This is a genomic window from Methylobacterium brachythecii (assembly GCF_014196345.1).
GTDB lineage: Bacteria > Pseudomonadota > Alphaproteobacteria > Rhizobiales > Beijerinckiaceae > Methylobacterium > Methylobacterium brachythecii.
Genome location: NZ_JACIDN010000001.1, coordinates 411435 through 426211 on the forward strand (window position 1 = coordinate 411435; position 14777 = coordinate 426211).

The following is a 14777-nucleotide window of genomic DNA, read 5'->3' on the forward strand; positions in this document are numbered from 1 at the left end:
CACAGGACGGAGCGCATGATGACGTCGACTTGGGTTGGACGAAGCGCAGCCTCGGCGATCGCGCTCCTGGCAGCCGCCGGCGCGATGATCGCAAGCCCCGCCATTGCCGAGACGGCCCTCACCGTGGGCATCGGCACGCAGGACACGACGACCAACACCGCCACGGTCGGCGTCGTGATCCGCCAGCTCAAGCTGATCGAGAAGCACCTGCCGAAGACCGGCAAGTATGCCGACATGAAGATCAGCCTCGACTGGCAGAACTTCACCTCCGGGCCGCCGGTCACCAACGGCATGATGGCCGGTAAGCTGCAGTTCGGCGCGATGGGCGACTATCCCCTCGTCGTGAACGGCTACACCTTCAAGAACAACCCCGAGAGCCAGTCCGAACTGATCTCGGTCGCCGCTTACAACCTCTACGGCTCCGGCAACGGCATCGTGGTCAACAAGGAGACCGACAACTTCTCCTTCGACGACCTCAAGGGCAAAGTGGTCAGCGTCCCCTTCGGCTCGGCCGCGCACGGCATGGTGCTCAAGGCGCTGCAGGACAAAGGCTATCCGCAGACCTTCTTCCGGCTGGTGAACCAGAGCCCCGAGGTCGGCTCGACCAACCTGCAGGAGAAGAAGATCGACGCGCATGCCGACTTCGTGCCCTTCGCCGAGCTGCTGCCGTTCCGCGGCTTCGCTCGCAAAGTGTTCGATGGCGTCGAGACCAACCTACCGACCTGGCACGGCGTCGTGGTGCGCACCGACTTCGCCAAGCAGTACCCCGAGATCGTCGACGCCTATCTTCAGGCGGTGCTCGACGCGCAGGCCTGGGTGAAGGCCGATCCGAAGCGCGCCGCCGAGCAGATCGCGGCCTGGACCGGCACCGACAAGGAAGTCGTCTACATCTTCCTCGGCCCGGGCGGGATCATGACCATCGACCCGACCATCAAGCCGCAACTCACGGACGCCGCCAAGGAAGACGTGAAGGTCCTACAGAAGCTCGACCGGGTGAAGGAGTTCGACGTCTCCACCTGGGTCAACGACAAGCCGCTCCGCAAGGCCTTCGCCGACCGTGGGCTCGACTACGACAAGCAACTCGCCAGCACCGCGAACTACGAGGTCTCCGGCGAGGACGGCTTCTGCAAGAAGCCGATCAGCGATCCGCGCAAGGCCGGTGAGATCTGGGTGAAGGGTGGCGACATCCTCCCCTATTCCAGCGCGGCCTGCACGCTCGGCGCGGTCAACGATCTCAAGGCCAAGGGCAAGGAGATCAACGTCGCCTATGTCTTCGACACCTCGCGCGGCATCAAGCTCTTCGCCAAGGAGGCCTTCTACGCGGTGGGCGGCAAGGGCGAGATCGCGCCGTACCTGCTGAAGCGGGACGCTGAGGCGGCGGCAGAAAAATCCGGAGCGAAGGTGATGCCCTACGACGAGGCCATCAAGGCCGCGGTGACGGGGGGCTGATCCGATGGAAGCCGCGCTTCGCAAACTCCCCGACACGGCGGCCCTCCCGGAGCCTGCCGTCGCACCGACGGCGGCGACCAGTCCGGCCGTGGCCAACGCTTTGCGGAAGGATCAGCTCGCCCGCTGGTTTCGCCTGCATCGTAGCCAACTGCGCGGGGCACTTCTCGGCCTGATCTCGCTCGCGATCTTCGTCGCGGTCTGGCAGCTGCTGACGGTGAACCGCGCCACCTTCTACGTGCGCTTCACCAACGTCCCGAGCCCGGAGGACGTGCTGGCGCGTGCGATCGTCGCCTTCCACAACCCGATGTTCGGCGACCACATCTGGATGAGCTGCCGGCGCATTCTCTACGGCTTCACCCTGGCCAGCGTGGTCGCGATCCCGCTCGGCCTGCTGATGGGCCGCTTCCAGATCCTGCGGGAGATCGTGTTTCCGATCTGCGAGGTGACGCGGCCGATCCCGGCCATCGCCTGGGTGCCGATGGCGATCATGCTCTGGCCGACGAACGAGGAATCGATCGTCTTCATCACCTTCCTCGGCTCGTTCTTCCCGATCCTGATCAACACGCTGCAGGGCATGGCGACCGTCGATCCGGTGCTCGTGCGGGCCGCGCGCTGCCTCGGAGCCAAGGAGGCCTCGGTCTTCCGCGAGGTCTACCTGCCGGCCTCGCTGCCGCAGATCTTCACGGGGCTGACCGTCGGCATGGGCGTCGCCTGGGTTTCGCTCATCGCCGCCGAGATGATCTCCGGCCAGTTCGGCATCGGCTACTTCACCTGGGAGGCCTACTCCCTGGTCCAGTACTCCGACATCGCACTCGGCATGATTACGATCGGCGTCCTCGGCCTCGCATCGAGCTTCGCCATCCGCCTGCTCGGCCGTCTCGCCATGCCATGGGGCGCGGCCCGCTAAAGGCCGCTCCCGACCCAACACAGTCGATCCATCCGCTGAAGGGACACGCCATGGCCGGGACGGCTCGGGGCCTGATCGAGGTCCAGGACTTCTGCCTGCGCTACGAGACCATGGAAGGCGCCGTCGAGGCCGTCTCGGATGTCTCGCTCAACGTCCAGCCCGGCGAGTTCGTCTCGATCGTCGGCCCATCGGGCTGCGGGAAGTCGACTCTGCTCAACGCGCTCGCCGGCTTCCTCACCCCCTCGGGCGGCAAGGTGACGGTGGACGGCGAGGCGATCTCGGGGCCGAGCGCCGATCGGGGCATGATCTTCCAGCAGTACTCGCTGTTTCCCTGGAAGACCGTGCGCGAGAACGTCGAGTTCGGGCTCAAGATGAGCGGCGTGTCGCGCAGTGAGCGCGAGCGCCGCGCCCGCACCCTGCTCGGCCTCGCCGGTCTCTCCCAGTTCGAGAACCATTACCCCGATCGTCTGTCCGGCGGCATGAAGCAGCGCGTCGGCATCGTGCGGGCGCTCGCCACCGGCCCGCGCATCCTGCTCCTCGACGAGCCGTTCGGGGCGCTCGACGCCCAGACCCGGCTGATCATGCAGCAGATCCTCACCAACATGTGGCAGCGGCTGAAGATCTCGGTCCTGTTCGTGACGCACGACATCGACGAGGCGATCTTCCTGTCGGACCGGATCTACGTGATGACCGCCCGTCCCGGCACCATCAAATCCGAGATCGTGGTGCCGCTGCCGCGGCCGCGCGAGCCTTCGATGACCCTGTCCTCGGAGTTCCTGGGCCTGCGCCGCGGGCTGATGTCGCTGATCCGCGAGGAGAGCATCCGCGCCATGGGCGGCGAGGTCAGCCTCGACTCCCTGAAGGGCCTCGCGATCAATCTCGAAGGACAAGATCTCGCGACAGTCCTCTAAGGCGCTTTCCGACGGCGTGGATGCCGGCCTGTCGACGGAAAGCGCGTGACATCAAAGATTGGGAGGTGCCGGGCCGACACGATCGGGCCAATGAGCGCTCTCGCCATGCCGGCATCCCATCAAAGCCAACAGGTTTCCACATGGCCTACGCCGTCACCGACAATTGCATCCGCTGCAAATACACCGATTGCGTCGAAGTCTGCCCGGTCGACTGCTTCTACGTCGGCGAGACGATGCTCGTCATCAATCCCGACGAGTGCATCGATTGCGGTGTCTGTGAGCCGGAATGCCCGGCCGACGCGATCAAGCCCGATACCGAGCCGGGCCTCGAAGGCTGGCTCGCCCTCAACGCCAAGTACGCCGCCCTCTGGCCGAACATCAGCGAGAAGCTCGACCCGTTGAGCGATGCCGCCGAATGGGACGGCCGCACCGGCAAGCTCGAAACCGTCTTCGGCGTCGCTGATCCGGCCGCCGCCTGATCTCATCCAGACCTCACAGGTGACATCATGAGCAAGTATCTCGAAGAGCGCGTGCTGTCGGTCCACCACTGGACGGACACGCTTTTCTCTTTCCGCACCACGCGCGATCCTTCGTTCCGCTTCCGCAACGGCGAGTTCACGATGATCGGGATCGAGGTCGAGGGCCGGCCTCTGCTGCGCGCCTATTCGGTGGTCTCGGCCAATTACGAGGAAGAGCTCGAGTTCTTCTCGATCAAGGTCGCCAACGGCCCGCTGACCTCGAAGCTCCAGCACCTCAAGGTCGGCGACCCGATCATGGTCGGCAAGAAGCCGACCGGAACGCTAGTGCTCGACAACCTGCTTCCGGGCAAGAACCTGTATCTCCTCGGCACCGGCACGGGGCTGGCGCCCTTCATGTCGATCATCAAGGACCCCGAGACCTACGAGCGCTTCGAGAAGGTCGTGCTGGTCCATGGCTGCCGGCAGGTGCAGGAGCTCGCCTATGGCGAGACCATCACCGAGGCGCTGCCGAACCACGAATTCCTCGGCGAGGTGATCTCGGCCGGGCTGATCTACTACCCGACCGTGACCCGCGAGCCCTTCCGCAACCGCGGCCGCATCACCGACCTGATGGTCTCGGGCAAGCTGTTCGAAGATATCGGCCTGCCGAACATGTCGATCGAGAACGACCGCTTCATGCTCTGCGGCTCGCCGGAGATGATCCGCGACACCCGCGAGCTACTCACGGGCCTGGGCTATGAGGAAGGCAACCACGGCGAGGCCGCCCACTACCTCATCGAGAAGGCCTTCGTGGAGAAGTGAGTCCTCCGCTCAGCGCCACTTGCAGCAAACCGCATAGGACGACAGGCTTCGTAGGAAAAATGAGCGCAGCCGATGATTCGAATGCTGATCCTCGCGGCAGCGGCCATCCATATTGTTGGCATGTCTCCGGCTGAGGCGCAGTCGAAGGCCGCGGCTTATCTCGTTAAGCAGGCGATTGCAGATGGGTGCGAAGGCCGGCCGGGCACAATCGGACTTTCTGGCGCAATCGAACGAGACCGCGACGGCGACGGACTGCCGGACCTGATCATCGCAGAGGACGAGATTCACTGCTCGGGCGAAAGCGCCCGCAGTATCAAATGTGGCATGCAGGTCTGCTCGGTGACGTTTTACCTGCGGCGCCGCCCAATCCTCCAGAAGGTTCACGATATGCTGGGCTCTGGTGTCTCGGTTGGGAACGAGCGCATTCCAAAAATCTCCATGTATGCCCATGGTGGCCGTCGAGGTTCGGTCCATTGGAACGGTCGGGGCTTCGCGTACCTCTAACGGCAACCGGAGCGTCGCGCCGTTCCGGGCCGCCCGCGCTACAGACCACCAACCGAGGACCATTCCGCCGAAACTTTGCGAGGAGACAGACTTCGACTGCCCGTGGCTCACATAGACGTGCTGTGTAAGCCGAAGGTCGTGTCGAACCGGGAGCTGAAAGCGGCGGCTCGCTCCACGCAGGCTGTCACGGTGCAGGTGATTGTTCAACTTTCGATAGTATTCCCCATGCATGTCTGCGATTTCTGGAAAATACTTATAATTTAGAATTGATAAAAACATTGATTTTTATCAATGTTTGCAGACTTCAAAATTCTACTTTGTTCTGACATAGACGGATGAACGGCGATGCCGTCGTCGGAGCCACTCGCCGACGCGTTCACGAAAAGGCAGACCGCTCCACCACCCATGTCGAAGGCCACGTCCACACAGACGAAGGTGCGCATCTCCTCTGATTTGGTGGAGAACGACACGGGCGACCCGGTGGGTCGGGAGCGCCCGCAGCGTCGCCGCATCCGCTGGGTGGCCAAGCCGCGGCATTCGAACGCCAGAAGCTTCGACACCGTTCTGCCCCTGTCGACCCGGGCCATCGCCTGCCTGGCACAACGCCTCCCGAGACGGCGCGGCCGGGATGGGGATCTCGAAGAACTGCTCCTGTTCGGAGGCCAGCTCTCACCCTCGAAGATGCTCCGGATCGCAGGGGGCTGCACGAGAGCGGAGCTTTTGGCGACGCGTGGCGTCGGCGTCGGCACGGTCGACGAGATCGAGCGATGGATCGAAGCCCACGGCTACCATTTCCGCCCGGAGCCCACCGGCGTTACGGCCGCGCTCGGAAAGGCCATCGAGCACCTCGAGGCGCTGGTCGAGACACGCGCGGAGGATGCCTACTTCCAGGCATTCCTGGCGCTCCCAGCTCTCAAGAAGGCTCTGCGGGCGGCGCCCGGGAAGCGGACACATCTCAGAAGCGTCTATCGGACCGCCCCTGCAGGACCTGCCGAGACGGACTGAGCGGTTCCGGGCCACCGAACAGTCTCCGTCACCGCCCCGGCTGCAGGCCGTCGGGCAGGGCAGCGAGAACGATGGTCACCCGAAGACCGGGCGCATTGTCGGAGAGCACGATCGGCGCGTCGTGCAGTTCGGCGACCGCGCCGACGAGGGTCAGACCCAGACCGTTTCCAACGGCGCCGCGGCTTTTGTCGACGCGGTAGAAGCGACGGAAGACCTTCTCCCGCTCCTCGGGCGGAATGCCCGGCCCGTCATCGGTGAACGTGATCTCGGCCCGTCCCGCGGTCGCGCTCAATTTGACGTCGATCGTCGCGCCGGCCGGCGTGTGCTGAAGTCCGTTCTCGCAGAGATTGGAAAACAGCTGCGTCAGGAGTTCCCTGTCGCCCTTCACAAACACGCGGTCCTCGATGCTGCAGACGAGGCGGCGATCGCTGTCCTCGATGGCGGGGGCGTAGGCTTCGGCAACCGTCCGCAGGGTCGAGGACAGATCCACCGAACGAAAGCCGGCCCGCCGGGCTCCAGCCTCGATCTGTGCGATGCGGAGAAGCCCGGAGAACACGTCCAGAATTTCGCCGATCTCCGCGGTGGCCCGGTCGATCGCTTTCCGAAAGTCCGCTTCGGTCGACGGCCGGCTCGCAGCCTGCTGCAAGCCGTGTTGGAGACGGGTCAGCGGCGTCCGAAGGTCGTGGGCGATGTCGTTGGAGACCTGCCGCACGTTCTCGATGAGACCGGAGATGCGGTCGAGCATCCGGTTCAGGGTCCGCGCGAGCCTGTCGAAATCGTCCTTCGTCCCTCCGACGTCGATCCGTCGGCCGAGATCGCCTGCGATGATCGCCTCGGCGGTCCTGTTGATGGCATCGACGCGTCTCAGAAAGGCTCCCGACAGAAGGGCGCCCAGCGCAACGCCGAGAACGGCCGACGCAAGGAGGGCCATCCCAAAGACCCGCCGGATCATGGCCCGGACGGCCCGAACGCCACTGAGATCATCGATGACGATCAGCCTCGTCCCGTCGCCTAAAGTCTGGGCGACCGCAACGACCGTTCTACTGGATCGATCCGCGCCGATGTCCTCGAATTCCTGGGCGCGGGTCTCCGCCTTCGTCTTGAACGATGCGAGACTCGCATCGCCCGTGATGCGGCCGTCCGTTTCGATGATCGCGTAGTGGCGACGGACCTCGCCCCGCTGCAATCGGCCCGCCAAGGCCGCATCCAGATCGGCGCGGCCGCCATGGACGAATTCGTCGACCAGGGCACCGATCTCGCCGTCGGCCCAGGAGCGAACCTGCCCGCGGAGGGCGTCGGAGACGGCCACTTCTACCAGCCAACCGATGGCGGCGACCGAGATCACGAAGGCGACCGTGTAGTAGAGCGCGAAGCGGAAGCCGGTGCTCCGAACGAGATTACGAAGATCGATCACGCAGGATGTACCCCGAGCCACGGACCGTTTCGATCAGCCAACTGTCGAAGTCGCGGTCGACCTTGGCGCGAAGGCGGCTCATATGCGTCTCTACGAGATTGGTCCTCGGCTCGAAATGAAATTCCCAGACGTTCTCCAGGAGCTGGCGTCGGGTGACCAGCGATCCCGCATTCCGCATAAGGTAGGCGAGCAGTTGAAACTCCCGCGCCTGTAGCTCGACCGTCTGGCCCGCGCGCTTCACCCGACGGGCGACGAGATCCATTTCGAGGTCGCCGACGCGCAGCACCGTTTCGACCTGGGCGAGGGGAGGGCGTCGCGCCAGGGCATTCAGGCGCGCGAGAAGCTCCGGAAAGGCGAACGGTTTGACCAGGTAGTCGTCGGCACCGGCCTCGAGCCCTTCCACCCGGTCGTCGATGCCCGACATCGTGGTCAGGAACAGCAACGGTGTCCGAACCGAGGATGCCCGCAGGCGTCTCGCAATCTCGAGCCCGTCGAGGCCCGGCAGCATCCTGTCGATGACGACGACGTCGAAGGCTGCCGTACGAGCACGCCGCAGGCCTTCGTTTCCATCGGCGACATGATCGACGAGGTGACCCGCCTCGACCAGCCCCTCGACGATCAGGTCCGCAGTCCGGCGATCGTCCTCGATGAGCAGGATTCTCACGGCTCTACTCGTGAATACGCGGCTCTGTGGACAACGAACTTCGACATGTTCTCAAGTGTGATGACGTGCGTCGTGTCTTTGACGCCACAACGCACGTGGCGAGCAGCAATGCCCGTTCTCAGTCGCAAAATATACAACCTGTGATAGAATAATGTTACTATTTATTGCCTTACGAGTTGACCGGTCAAGCAAGTATAATACTGATCGAAATTGGAGTAATTCCAGATTGTGAACATTGGGTCTTGGTAATTTGACCCTTCACCGATCGCCCGGCCTAGACATCATTCATCGGAAACCTGCGCGAAACGTCGCGGGACATCTTTGGTCGAACGGTTGGGGGTTGGTAATGGAGAAGAGTGCAGCGCGCGGGCGCTCTCGCGTCCTTTTGGCGCTTCTGGGATCCATGGCGACGATCGGAATGGCGGCCGCCGAGCCGGCACGGGAATCGAAGAGCGGACGGAGCGGCCCGGAACCCGAAACGACGGGCGCCGTGCAGGCCTTCGCAGCCCCCGGCGCGGCGACGCTGGAAGAGATCGCCGTCGCCGGCGATCTGTTCGGCAATCCGGGCGCACCGAAGGCCGGTCCGCAGGGCGGTGTCTCGGTCGGCTACCTGCAGAAGCAGACGCGCACGGCGTCGAAGACGGCCACCCCGCTGATCGACACGCCCAAGTCGGTCACGGTGGTGACGCAGGAGCAGATCCGGGACCAGAACTTCCAGAACCTCACGGATCAGCTGCGCTACGTGCCCGGCTTCATTCCGGCGCAGGGCGAGAACAACCGCGATCAGGCGATCATCCGAGGCCAGAGCACCAGCGCCGACTTCTTCGTCAACGGGATGCGCGACGACGTCCAATACTTCCGCGACGTCTACAACATCGAGCGCATCGAGGTGCTGAAGGGCCCCGATTCGCTGATCTTCGGCCGCGGCGGCGGCGGTGGCATCGTCAACCGCGTGTTGAAGGAGGCCGACGGTCTGCGGGTCCGTGAGATCGTGGCCGGCGGCGGACAGTTCGGCGACAAGCGCGTCGCCGTGGATGTCGGCGATCGGATCAGCGACAGCGCCTTCTTCCGCCTCAACGGCATGTTCGAAGACAGCGGGACGTACCGCCAGTTCGGAGAGCTGACCCGCTACGGCTTCAACCCGACGATGACCTTCCTCATCGATCCGCAGACGACCCTGAAGCTGTCCTACGAGTATTTCCACGACGACCGTTTCCCCGATCGCGGCATCCCATCCCAGTTCGGCCGTCCCTACAACTATCGGAACAACATCCGGACCTTCTTCGGCGACCCCTACGGCAACTTCACCAAGGTCGACGCCAACATCGCCACGGCGACCCTCGACCACAAGTTCGACAGTGGCGTGGAGATGCACAGCCAGCTGCGTTTCGCCGACTACAACCGCTTCTATCGGAACACGTTGCCGGGTGGCCCGGTCAACGCGGCCGGAACGGCGGTGTCCATCACCGGCTACCGGAACGAGACCGATCGTACCAACTACTTCAGCCAGAACGACTTCACCTACAAGTTCAACACCGGCTCCCTCAAGCATACGCTGCTCGGCGGATTCGAGCTCGGCTACCAGGAAGGCCTCGTCTTCCGTGAGACGGGTCTGTTCGGCTTTGGCAACAACCTCGTATCCAGCGTCACAGTGAACCCGCTCGCGCCCGTCACCCGTCTGCCGATCACCTTCCGCAACAACGGGACGACGGATGCGAACAGCCGCTACGATCTCGGTCTGGCTGCCGTCTACGCGCAGGATCAAGTCGAGATCACCGATTGGCTCCAGGTGGTGGGCGGCCTCCGCTACGACCATTTCGATTTCTCTTCGACCGACCAGCGCACACGTGTCACCCAGTCGCGCACAGACGACCTCGTCTCGCCCCGCGCCGGCATCGTTCTGAAGGCTCTCCCGAACCTGGCCTTCTATGGCAGCTACAGCGTCTCTTATCTGCCGAGCTCGGGCGATCAGATCGGCGCCTTCACGCCCGGTCTCGTGATCGCCAAGCCGGAGGAGTTCGAGAATACCGAGGTCGGCGTGAAGTACGACGTCAACCCGAGGCTCCAGCTCACTGCAGCCGCCTACAACCTGGATCGCAGGAACCAGCGGCTGGCGGACCCGAACAATCCTGGCTTCTTCATCCTGTCGGGCAAGACGAACACGCAGGGCATCGAGGTCGGCGCGAACGGCTACGTCACCGACTGGTGGCAGGTCGCGGGCGGCTACGCCCTCACCGATGCCAGGATCGACAGCGCAACGTCGGCAACGATCGTCAAGGGCAACACGGTCGGTCTCGTGCCGTTCAACTCGTTCTCGCTCTGGAACAAGTTCGCCGTCACCAACGAATTCTCGATCGGCATCGGCTACATCTACCAGACCCACACCTTCGCGAGTTCTGACAACACGGTCCGCCTGCCCGGTTACAACCGCTTCGACCTGGGCTTGTTCTACACGTTCAACGAAAACCTGCGGGCACAGCTGAATATCGAGAACATCTTCGACCGCGGCTATATCTACACGGCCGACAACAACAACAACATCACGCCCGGCGCACCGCGGACGATCAGGGGGCAGCTGATCTGGCGGTTCTGAGCGTCCGGATGGACCAGCATCCGCCCCATCCTCCGTAGGATGGGACGGATGAGAGACGGCCCTTCGAACGTTCAGACGTCGTGGGGCCGCTCGTTCGGCACCGGCAGGAGCGCTTCCGTCGCCGTCCCGCATATTCCTCCGACGAGCCCTTTCCGACCGGGCACGATGGTCAACCGGACCGCGTCGCCCCCGGCATCCCAAGCACGCAGGGTTCATGCTCGCACCGCAGCCGGGTCCCCGTCTCGAGCTCCGCGCGGTCTGCCGCCGTTTCGGCCATGCGATCGCGGTCGACGACGTCTCGATGTCGGTGATGTCCGGCGAGATCCTCGCCATCCTCGGCGCGTCCGGATGCGGGAAGACGACGCTGCTCCGGATCATTGCCGGCCTGGAGAGCGCCGGATCGGGCAGCATCCATATCGACGGCCATCGGGTCGCGGGCGAGGGCATCGACGTGCCGCCCGAAGCCCGCGGCGTCGGCCTGATGTTCCAGGACTACGCGTTGTTTCCCCACATGAGCCTTCTCGCCAACGTCTGCTTCGGGCTGCACGGGATTCCACGCCGGCAGGCAAGGGCGATCGGGCTCGACCGCCTGCGCGAGGTCGGCCTCGACCATCGCTCCGACAGCTATCCGCATGCCCTCTCGGGAGGCGAGGCGCAGCGTGTCGCCCTGGCGAGGGCGCTCGCCCCCGGGCCGCGGCTGCTGCTGCTCGACGAGCCCTTCTCGAATCTCGATCAGGACACGCGCGACAGGGTCCGGACCGACACGATCGAGCTTCTTCGCAAGAGCGGCACGACGGCGATGGTCGTCACCCACGATCCGTCGGAAGCGCTGCGGATCGCCGACCGGATCGTGTTGATGCGGGCCGGCCGGGTCGTTCAGGTCGGTACGCCCGAAGAGATCTATCGCAGTCCGGCGACACCGTTCGCGGCCGCCGCCCTCGGCGTCGTCCTTGCGTTACCCGGTAACGCGCGCGGCGACACGGTCGACACGCCCCTCGGATGCATTCCCGCCGGTCATTCGACGGCAACCCCCAAGGTTTGGGTCTGGCTCCGGCCGGAAGCCATCCGGATCGGGCCGTCGGGGAGCGGCACGCCTGCCCGGGTGCTTCGACGCGACTTCGACGGCGCGGGGCGCCGCCTGCATCTGGCCGTCGACGGGCTCGACGCGCCCCTCGTCCTATCGATCCCCGCCGGCGACGCAGCCGTTCTGGGGGACCGGATCGGTCTCACGCTGGACGCAGCGGAGCCCTGCCTCGTCACCGACGCGGACTGACATGTCGCGACCGACCCACCGCACCAGACAGGAGCTACGATGACCCGACCCGATTGCGTCACCCGGCCGCGCCGCCGCTCTCCCCTCGATCTTCGCGCGGCGCTCGCCATCTGCCTCTCGCTTGCGGCGACAGGCGTCGGCGCTGCCGAGCTGAACCTCTACACGACGCGCGAGCCCGGTCTGATCCGCCCCCTGCTCGATGCCTACACCGCCAAGAGCGGCACCAAGGTCAACACGGTCTTCGTCGAGAAGGGCCTGGCCGAACGCGTCGCCGCCGAGGGCAGCCGATCCCAGGCCGACATCCTGATGACGGTCGACATCGGCAACTTGATCGAGATCGTCGACAAGGGCCTGTCGCAGCCCGTGCGCTCGACGATCCTGGAGGCGGCCGTGCCGGCACAGCTCCGCGATCTCGACGGCCACTGGTACGCGCTCTCGATGCGCGCCCGCGTGCTCTACGCGGCCAAGGATGCCCCGGTGGAGACCGCCACCTACGAGTCGCTCGCCGATCCGAATTGGAAGGGCAAGATCTGCATCCGCTCGGGCCAGCACCCCTACAACACGGCGCTGGTCGCTGCCTTCCTGACCAGGCACGGACCCGAAAAGACCGAAACTTGGCTCAAGGGCCTCAAGGCCAACCTCGCCCGCAAGGCAGCCGGCGGCGACCGGGACGTCGCCCGCGACATTGCCGCGGACCTCTGCGACATCGGCGTCGGCAACTCCTACTATGTCGGCCTGATGAAATCCGGACGCGGCGGCCCGGAGCAGCAGAAATGGGCCGACGCCATCAAGGTCGTGATGCCAGCCTTCGAGGGCGGCGGCACGCATGTGAACATCTCGGGTGCGGTCGTCGCGAAGTCCGCCCCGAACCGTGACGAGGCCGTCAAACTGCTCGAATACCTCGTCTCCGACGAGGCGCAGGTGGTCTATGCCAAGACCGATTACGAGTACCCGGTGAAAGCTGGCGCCACGATCGATCCGCTGCTCGCCAGCCTCGGCAAGCTGACCATCGACACGACCCCGCTCGTCGAGATCGCCCGCAACCGCAAGGCGGCGAGCCTGCTCGCCGACAAGGTCGGCTTCGACAACTAAGCTGCATGCCTTCGATGGGGGTCGTCGCCGGCCGTACGGCGGCCATTCTGCTCGCGGCCGGCCTTCTGGCGCCGGTCCTCTCGCTCGCGGTCACCGCAGCCCAGGGAAACGGCGAGAACTGGCCGCATCTCTTCGCCTACGTGCTGCCGCAAGCGGTCTGGGACACCGTGCTGCTGCTGACGGGGGTGGGCGTCGTGGTGGTCGCGGTCGGCGTTGGCACGGCCTGGCTGGTGACGGCTTTCGATTTCCCCGGCCGGCGCTGGCTCGACGCCGCCCTGATCCTGCCGCTGGCGATCCCGACCTACGTCGTCGCCTACGCCTATCTCGACCTGCTCCATCCCCTCGGCCCGATCCAGGGCGGCCTGCGAACCCTTCTCGGGGTGACGCGACCGCGCGATCTCGCCTTCCCGGAATTGCGATCCCTGCCGGGCTGCATGCTGCTCCTCGGCCTCGTCCTTTATCCCTACGTCTATCTGCCGACGCGGGCGCTCTTCCTCATGCAGGCACGCAGCATGATCGAGGCTGCGCGGACCCTGGGAGCGCCGCCGGCGCGGGTGTTTTTCCGCGTCGTCGTACCGATCGCACGGCCCGCCATCGCGTTGGGCGCGAGCCTCGCCCTGATGGAAGCGCTGAACGATGTCGGGGCAGCGGAATTCCTCGGCGTCCGGACGCTCACGGTTCAGGTCTACGCCACCTGGGTGAACCGGTCCGACCTGCCCGGTGCCGCGCAGATCGCCCTGGCGATGCTCACGGGCGTGATCGCGCTGCTGGCCCTGGAACGCGCCGGACGGGCGATGCGGGGCCATGCCGGTTCGGGGCAGCGGAGCCCGCCGATGAGTCGGACGCGGCTCCAAGGCGGCAAGGCCTTCGGCGCCATGGCGCTCGGATGGCTGCCGGTGCTGTTCGGGTTCGCGCTGCCGGCAGGCTACCTGGCCGAGGCCGCGATCCGGCGCGTCCTCGCATCCGGCCTCCCGCCGACGCTCGGCCGGGAGATCGCACAGACCATGTTGTTCGCCGGTGGCGCGACGCTGGTCACGGCCGTGCTCGGTGTGTTCATCGCGGCGAATCCGGGCCGATGGCTCAGCCGGATCGCCGGTATCGGATACGCGTTGCCCGGCACCATCCTGGCTATCGGGCTGATGCCGCCGCTGGCTCTCATCGACTCGGCATCCGCCCATCTGCTCGAGGCGACCATCGGAGCCACTGCGGGCCTTTTCGGCGTAGGAACGGCCGCGGCCCTGGTGGCTGCCTACGTGATCCGCTTCCTGACCATCGCAACGGGCGCGACGGAGGCGGGGTTCGGCCGCATCCCCCCGTCCCTCACCGATGCGGCACGCATGCTTGGATCGGGTCGAATCGGCGCCTTGGTCCGAGTCCAGCTTCCTCTCGCGTGGCCGGCGATCCTGAGCGGCGGCCTGTTGGTCTTCGTCGACTGCGTGAAGGAGTTGCCCGCGACTCTCCTGCTGCGCCCCCTGAACGTGGAGACCCTCAGCACGCACCTGTACGGCGAGGCCGCCCGCGGGACCTACGAAGACGGGGCCGTCGCGGCCCTCTTGATCGTTCTGGTGGCCCTGCTCCCGGTCCTGCTTCTGCTGCGAACGAGCGGCGATGTCGCTCGGCGCCCGATGGCAGCCATCGGGCATGACGCTCCGGATGCGAGGGACGTCATGTCATAGTCCGGCGCG

The 14777-nt window shown here is 65.3% G+C and carries 13 protein-coding genes; 11 read left to right on the forward strand and 2 right to left on the reverse strand.

Going from position 1 to position 14777, the window contains the following annotated elements; translation table 11 throughout:
* Positions 1 to 84: 84 nt before the first annotated feature.
* The 7 genes from GGR33_RS02060 (at position 85) to GGR33_RS02090 (ending at position 6056) form a co-directional block, all read left to right on the forward strand.
* Positions 85 to 1449, forward strand: coding sequence for an ABC transporter substrate-binding protein (locus GGR33_RS02060; protein WP_246412795.1), 1365 nt, complete (start codon positions 85 to 87; stop codon positions 1447 to 1449).
* A 4-nt stretch (positions 1450 to 1453) separates the two neighbouring features.
* Positions 1454 to 2356: an ABC transporter permease gene (locus GGR33_RS02065; protein WP_183501705.1), complete on the forward strand. Its 903-nt coding sequence runs from the start codon at positions 1454 to 1456 to the stop codon at positions 2354 to 2356.
* A 50-nt stretch (positions 2357 to 2406) separates the two neighbouring features.
* The gene (locus GGR33_RS02070; protein WP_183501706.1) at positions 2407 to 3267 is read left to right on the forward strand and encodes an ABC transporter ATP-binding protein; all 861 of its coding nucleotides are present in this window, start codon (positions 2407 to 2409) and stop codon (positions 3265 to 3267) included.
* A gap of 140 nt (positions 3268 to 3407) precedes the next feature.
* The gene (fdxA, locus tag GGR33_RS02075) at positions 3408 to 3746 is read left to right on the forward strand and encodes a ferredoxin FdxA (RefSeq protein WP_183501707.1); all 339 of its coding nucleotides are present in this window, start codon (positions 3408 to 3410) and stop codon (positions 3744 to 3746) included.
* A gap of 27 nt (positions 3747 to 3773) precedes the next feature.
* Entirely contained in the window at positions 3774 to 4547 is a 774-nt protein-coding gene (locus tag GGR33_RS02080; RefSeq protein ID WP_183501708.1) for a ferredoxin--NADP reductase, read from the forward strand.
* Between the two features lie 81 nt (positions 4548 to 4628).
* Positions 4629 to 5051: a hypothetical protein gene (locus tag GGR33_RS02085; RefSeq protein WP_183501709.1), complete on the forward strand. Its 423-nt coding sequence runs from the start codon at positions 4629 to 4631 to the stop codon at positions 5049 to 5051.
* Between the two features lie 405 nt (positions 5052 to 5456).
* On the forward strand, positions 5457 to 6056 hold the full coding sequence (locus tag GGR33_RS02090) for a hypothetical protein (RefSeq protein WP_183501710.1): 600 nt from the start codon (positions 5457 to 5459) through the stop codon (positions 6054 to 6056).
* Between the two features lie 28 nt (positions 6057 to 6084).
* Here the strand turns inward: GGR33_RS02090 and GGR33_RS02095 are convergent, their stop codons facing one another.
* Together GGR33_RS02095 and GGR33_RS02100 are read right to left on the reverse strand one after the other, a co-directional pair.
* Entirely contained in the window at positions 6085 to 7470 is a 1386-nt protein-coding gene (locus tag GGR33_RS02095; protein WP_183501711.1) for a sensor histidine kinase, read from the reverse strand.
* Positions 7454 to 8134, reverse strand: coding sequence for a response regulator transcription factor (locus GGR33_RS02100; RefSeq protein ID WP_183501712.1), 681 nt, complete (start codon positions 8132 to 8134; stop codon positions 7454 to 7456). Before GGR33_RS02100 ends, GGR33_RS02095 begins: the two co-directional genes overlap by 17 nt.
* A 403-nt stretch (positions 8135 to 8537) precedes the next feature.
* Here GGR33_RS02100 and GGR33_RS02105 point away from each other — a divergent pair, with 403 nt between their 5' ends.
* The 4 genes from GGR33_RS02105 (at position 8538) to GGR33_RS02120 (ending at position 14768) form a co-directional block, all read left to right on the forward strand.
* Positions 8538 to 10727 carry a TonB-dependent receptor gene (locus tag GGR33_RS02105; protein ID WP_246412728.1) on the forward strand — a complete coding sequence of 730 codons (2190 nt, stop codon included), beginning with the start codon at positions 8538 to 8540 and terminating at the stop codon, positions 10725 to 10727.
* A gap of 214 nt (positions 10728 to 10941) precedes the next feature.
* Positions 10942 to 12000 (forward strand): ABC transporter ATP-binding protein, encoded by a 1059-nt coding sequence (locus GGR33_RS02110; protein ID WP_183501713.1) that lies wholly within the window; start codon positions 10942 to 10944, stop codon positions 11998 to 12000.
* Positions 12001 to 12039: 39 nt separating this feature from the next.
* On the forward strand, positions 12040 to 13092 hold the full coding sequence (locus tag GGR33_RS02115; protein WP_183501714.1) for an extracellular solute-binding protein: 1053 nt from the start codon (positions 12040 to 12042) through the stop codon (positions 13090 to 13092).
* 5 nt (positions 13093 to 13097) lie between these two features.
* A complete protein-coding gene (locus tag GGR33_RS02120) occupies positions 13098 to 14768 on the forward strand; it encodes an ABC transporter permease (protein WP_246412729.1) in 1671 nt (556 codons plus the stop codon).
* Positions 14769 to 14777: the final 9 nt, after the last annotated feature.

What these genes read in the sequence shown, in the direction of transcription:
- GGR33_RS02060 (WP_246412795.1), top strand. Translation starts at nt 85, where the DNA reads ATGATCGCAAGCCCCGCCATTGCCGAGACGGCCCTCACCGTGGGCATC.
- GGR33_RS02065 (WP_183501705.1), top strand. Translation starts at nt 1,454, where the DNA reads ATGGAAGCCGCGCTTCGCAAACTCCCCGACACGGCGGCCCTCCCGGAG.
- GGR33_RS02070 (WP_183501706.1), top strand. Translation starts at nt 2,407, where the DNA reads ATGGCCGGGACGGCTCGGGGCCTGATCGAGGTCCAGGACTTCTGCCTG.
- fdxA (WP_183501707.1), top strand. Translation starts at nt 3,408, where the DNA reads ATGGCCTACGCCGTCACCGACAATTGCATCCGCTGCAAATACACCGAT.
- GGR33_RS02080 (WP_183501708.1), top strand. Translation starts at nt 3,774, where the DNA reads ATGAGCAAGTATCTCGAAGAGCGCGTGCTGTCGGTCCACCACTGGACG.
- GGR33_RS02085 (WP_183501709.1), top strand. Translation starts at nt 4,629, where the DNA reads ATGCTGATCCTCGCGGCAGCGGCCATCCATATTGTTGGCATGTCTCCG.
- GGR33_RS02090 (WP_183501710.1), top strand. Translation starts at nt 5,457, where the DNA reads ATGTCGAAGGCCACGTCCACACAGACGAAGGTGCGCATCTCCTCTGAT.
- GGR33_RS02105 (WP_246412728.1), top strand. Translation starts at nt 8,538, where the DNA reads ATGGCGACGATCGGAATGGCGGCCGCCGAGCCGGCACGGGAATCGAAG.
- GGR33_RS02110 (WP_183501713.1), top strand. Translation starts at nt 10,942, where the DNA reads ATGCTCGCACCGCAGCCGGGTCCCCGTCTCGAGCTCCGCGCGGTCTGC.
- GGR33_RS02115 (WP_183501714.1), top strand. Translation starts at nt 12,040, where the DNA reads ATGACCCGACCCGATTGCGTCACCCGGCCGCGCCGCCGCTCTCCCCTC.
- GGR33_RS02120 (WP_246412729.1), top strand. Translation starts at nt 13,098, where the DNA reads ATGCCTTCGATGGGGGTCGTCGCCGGCCGTACGGCGGCCATTCTGCTC.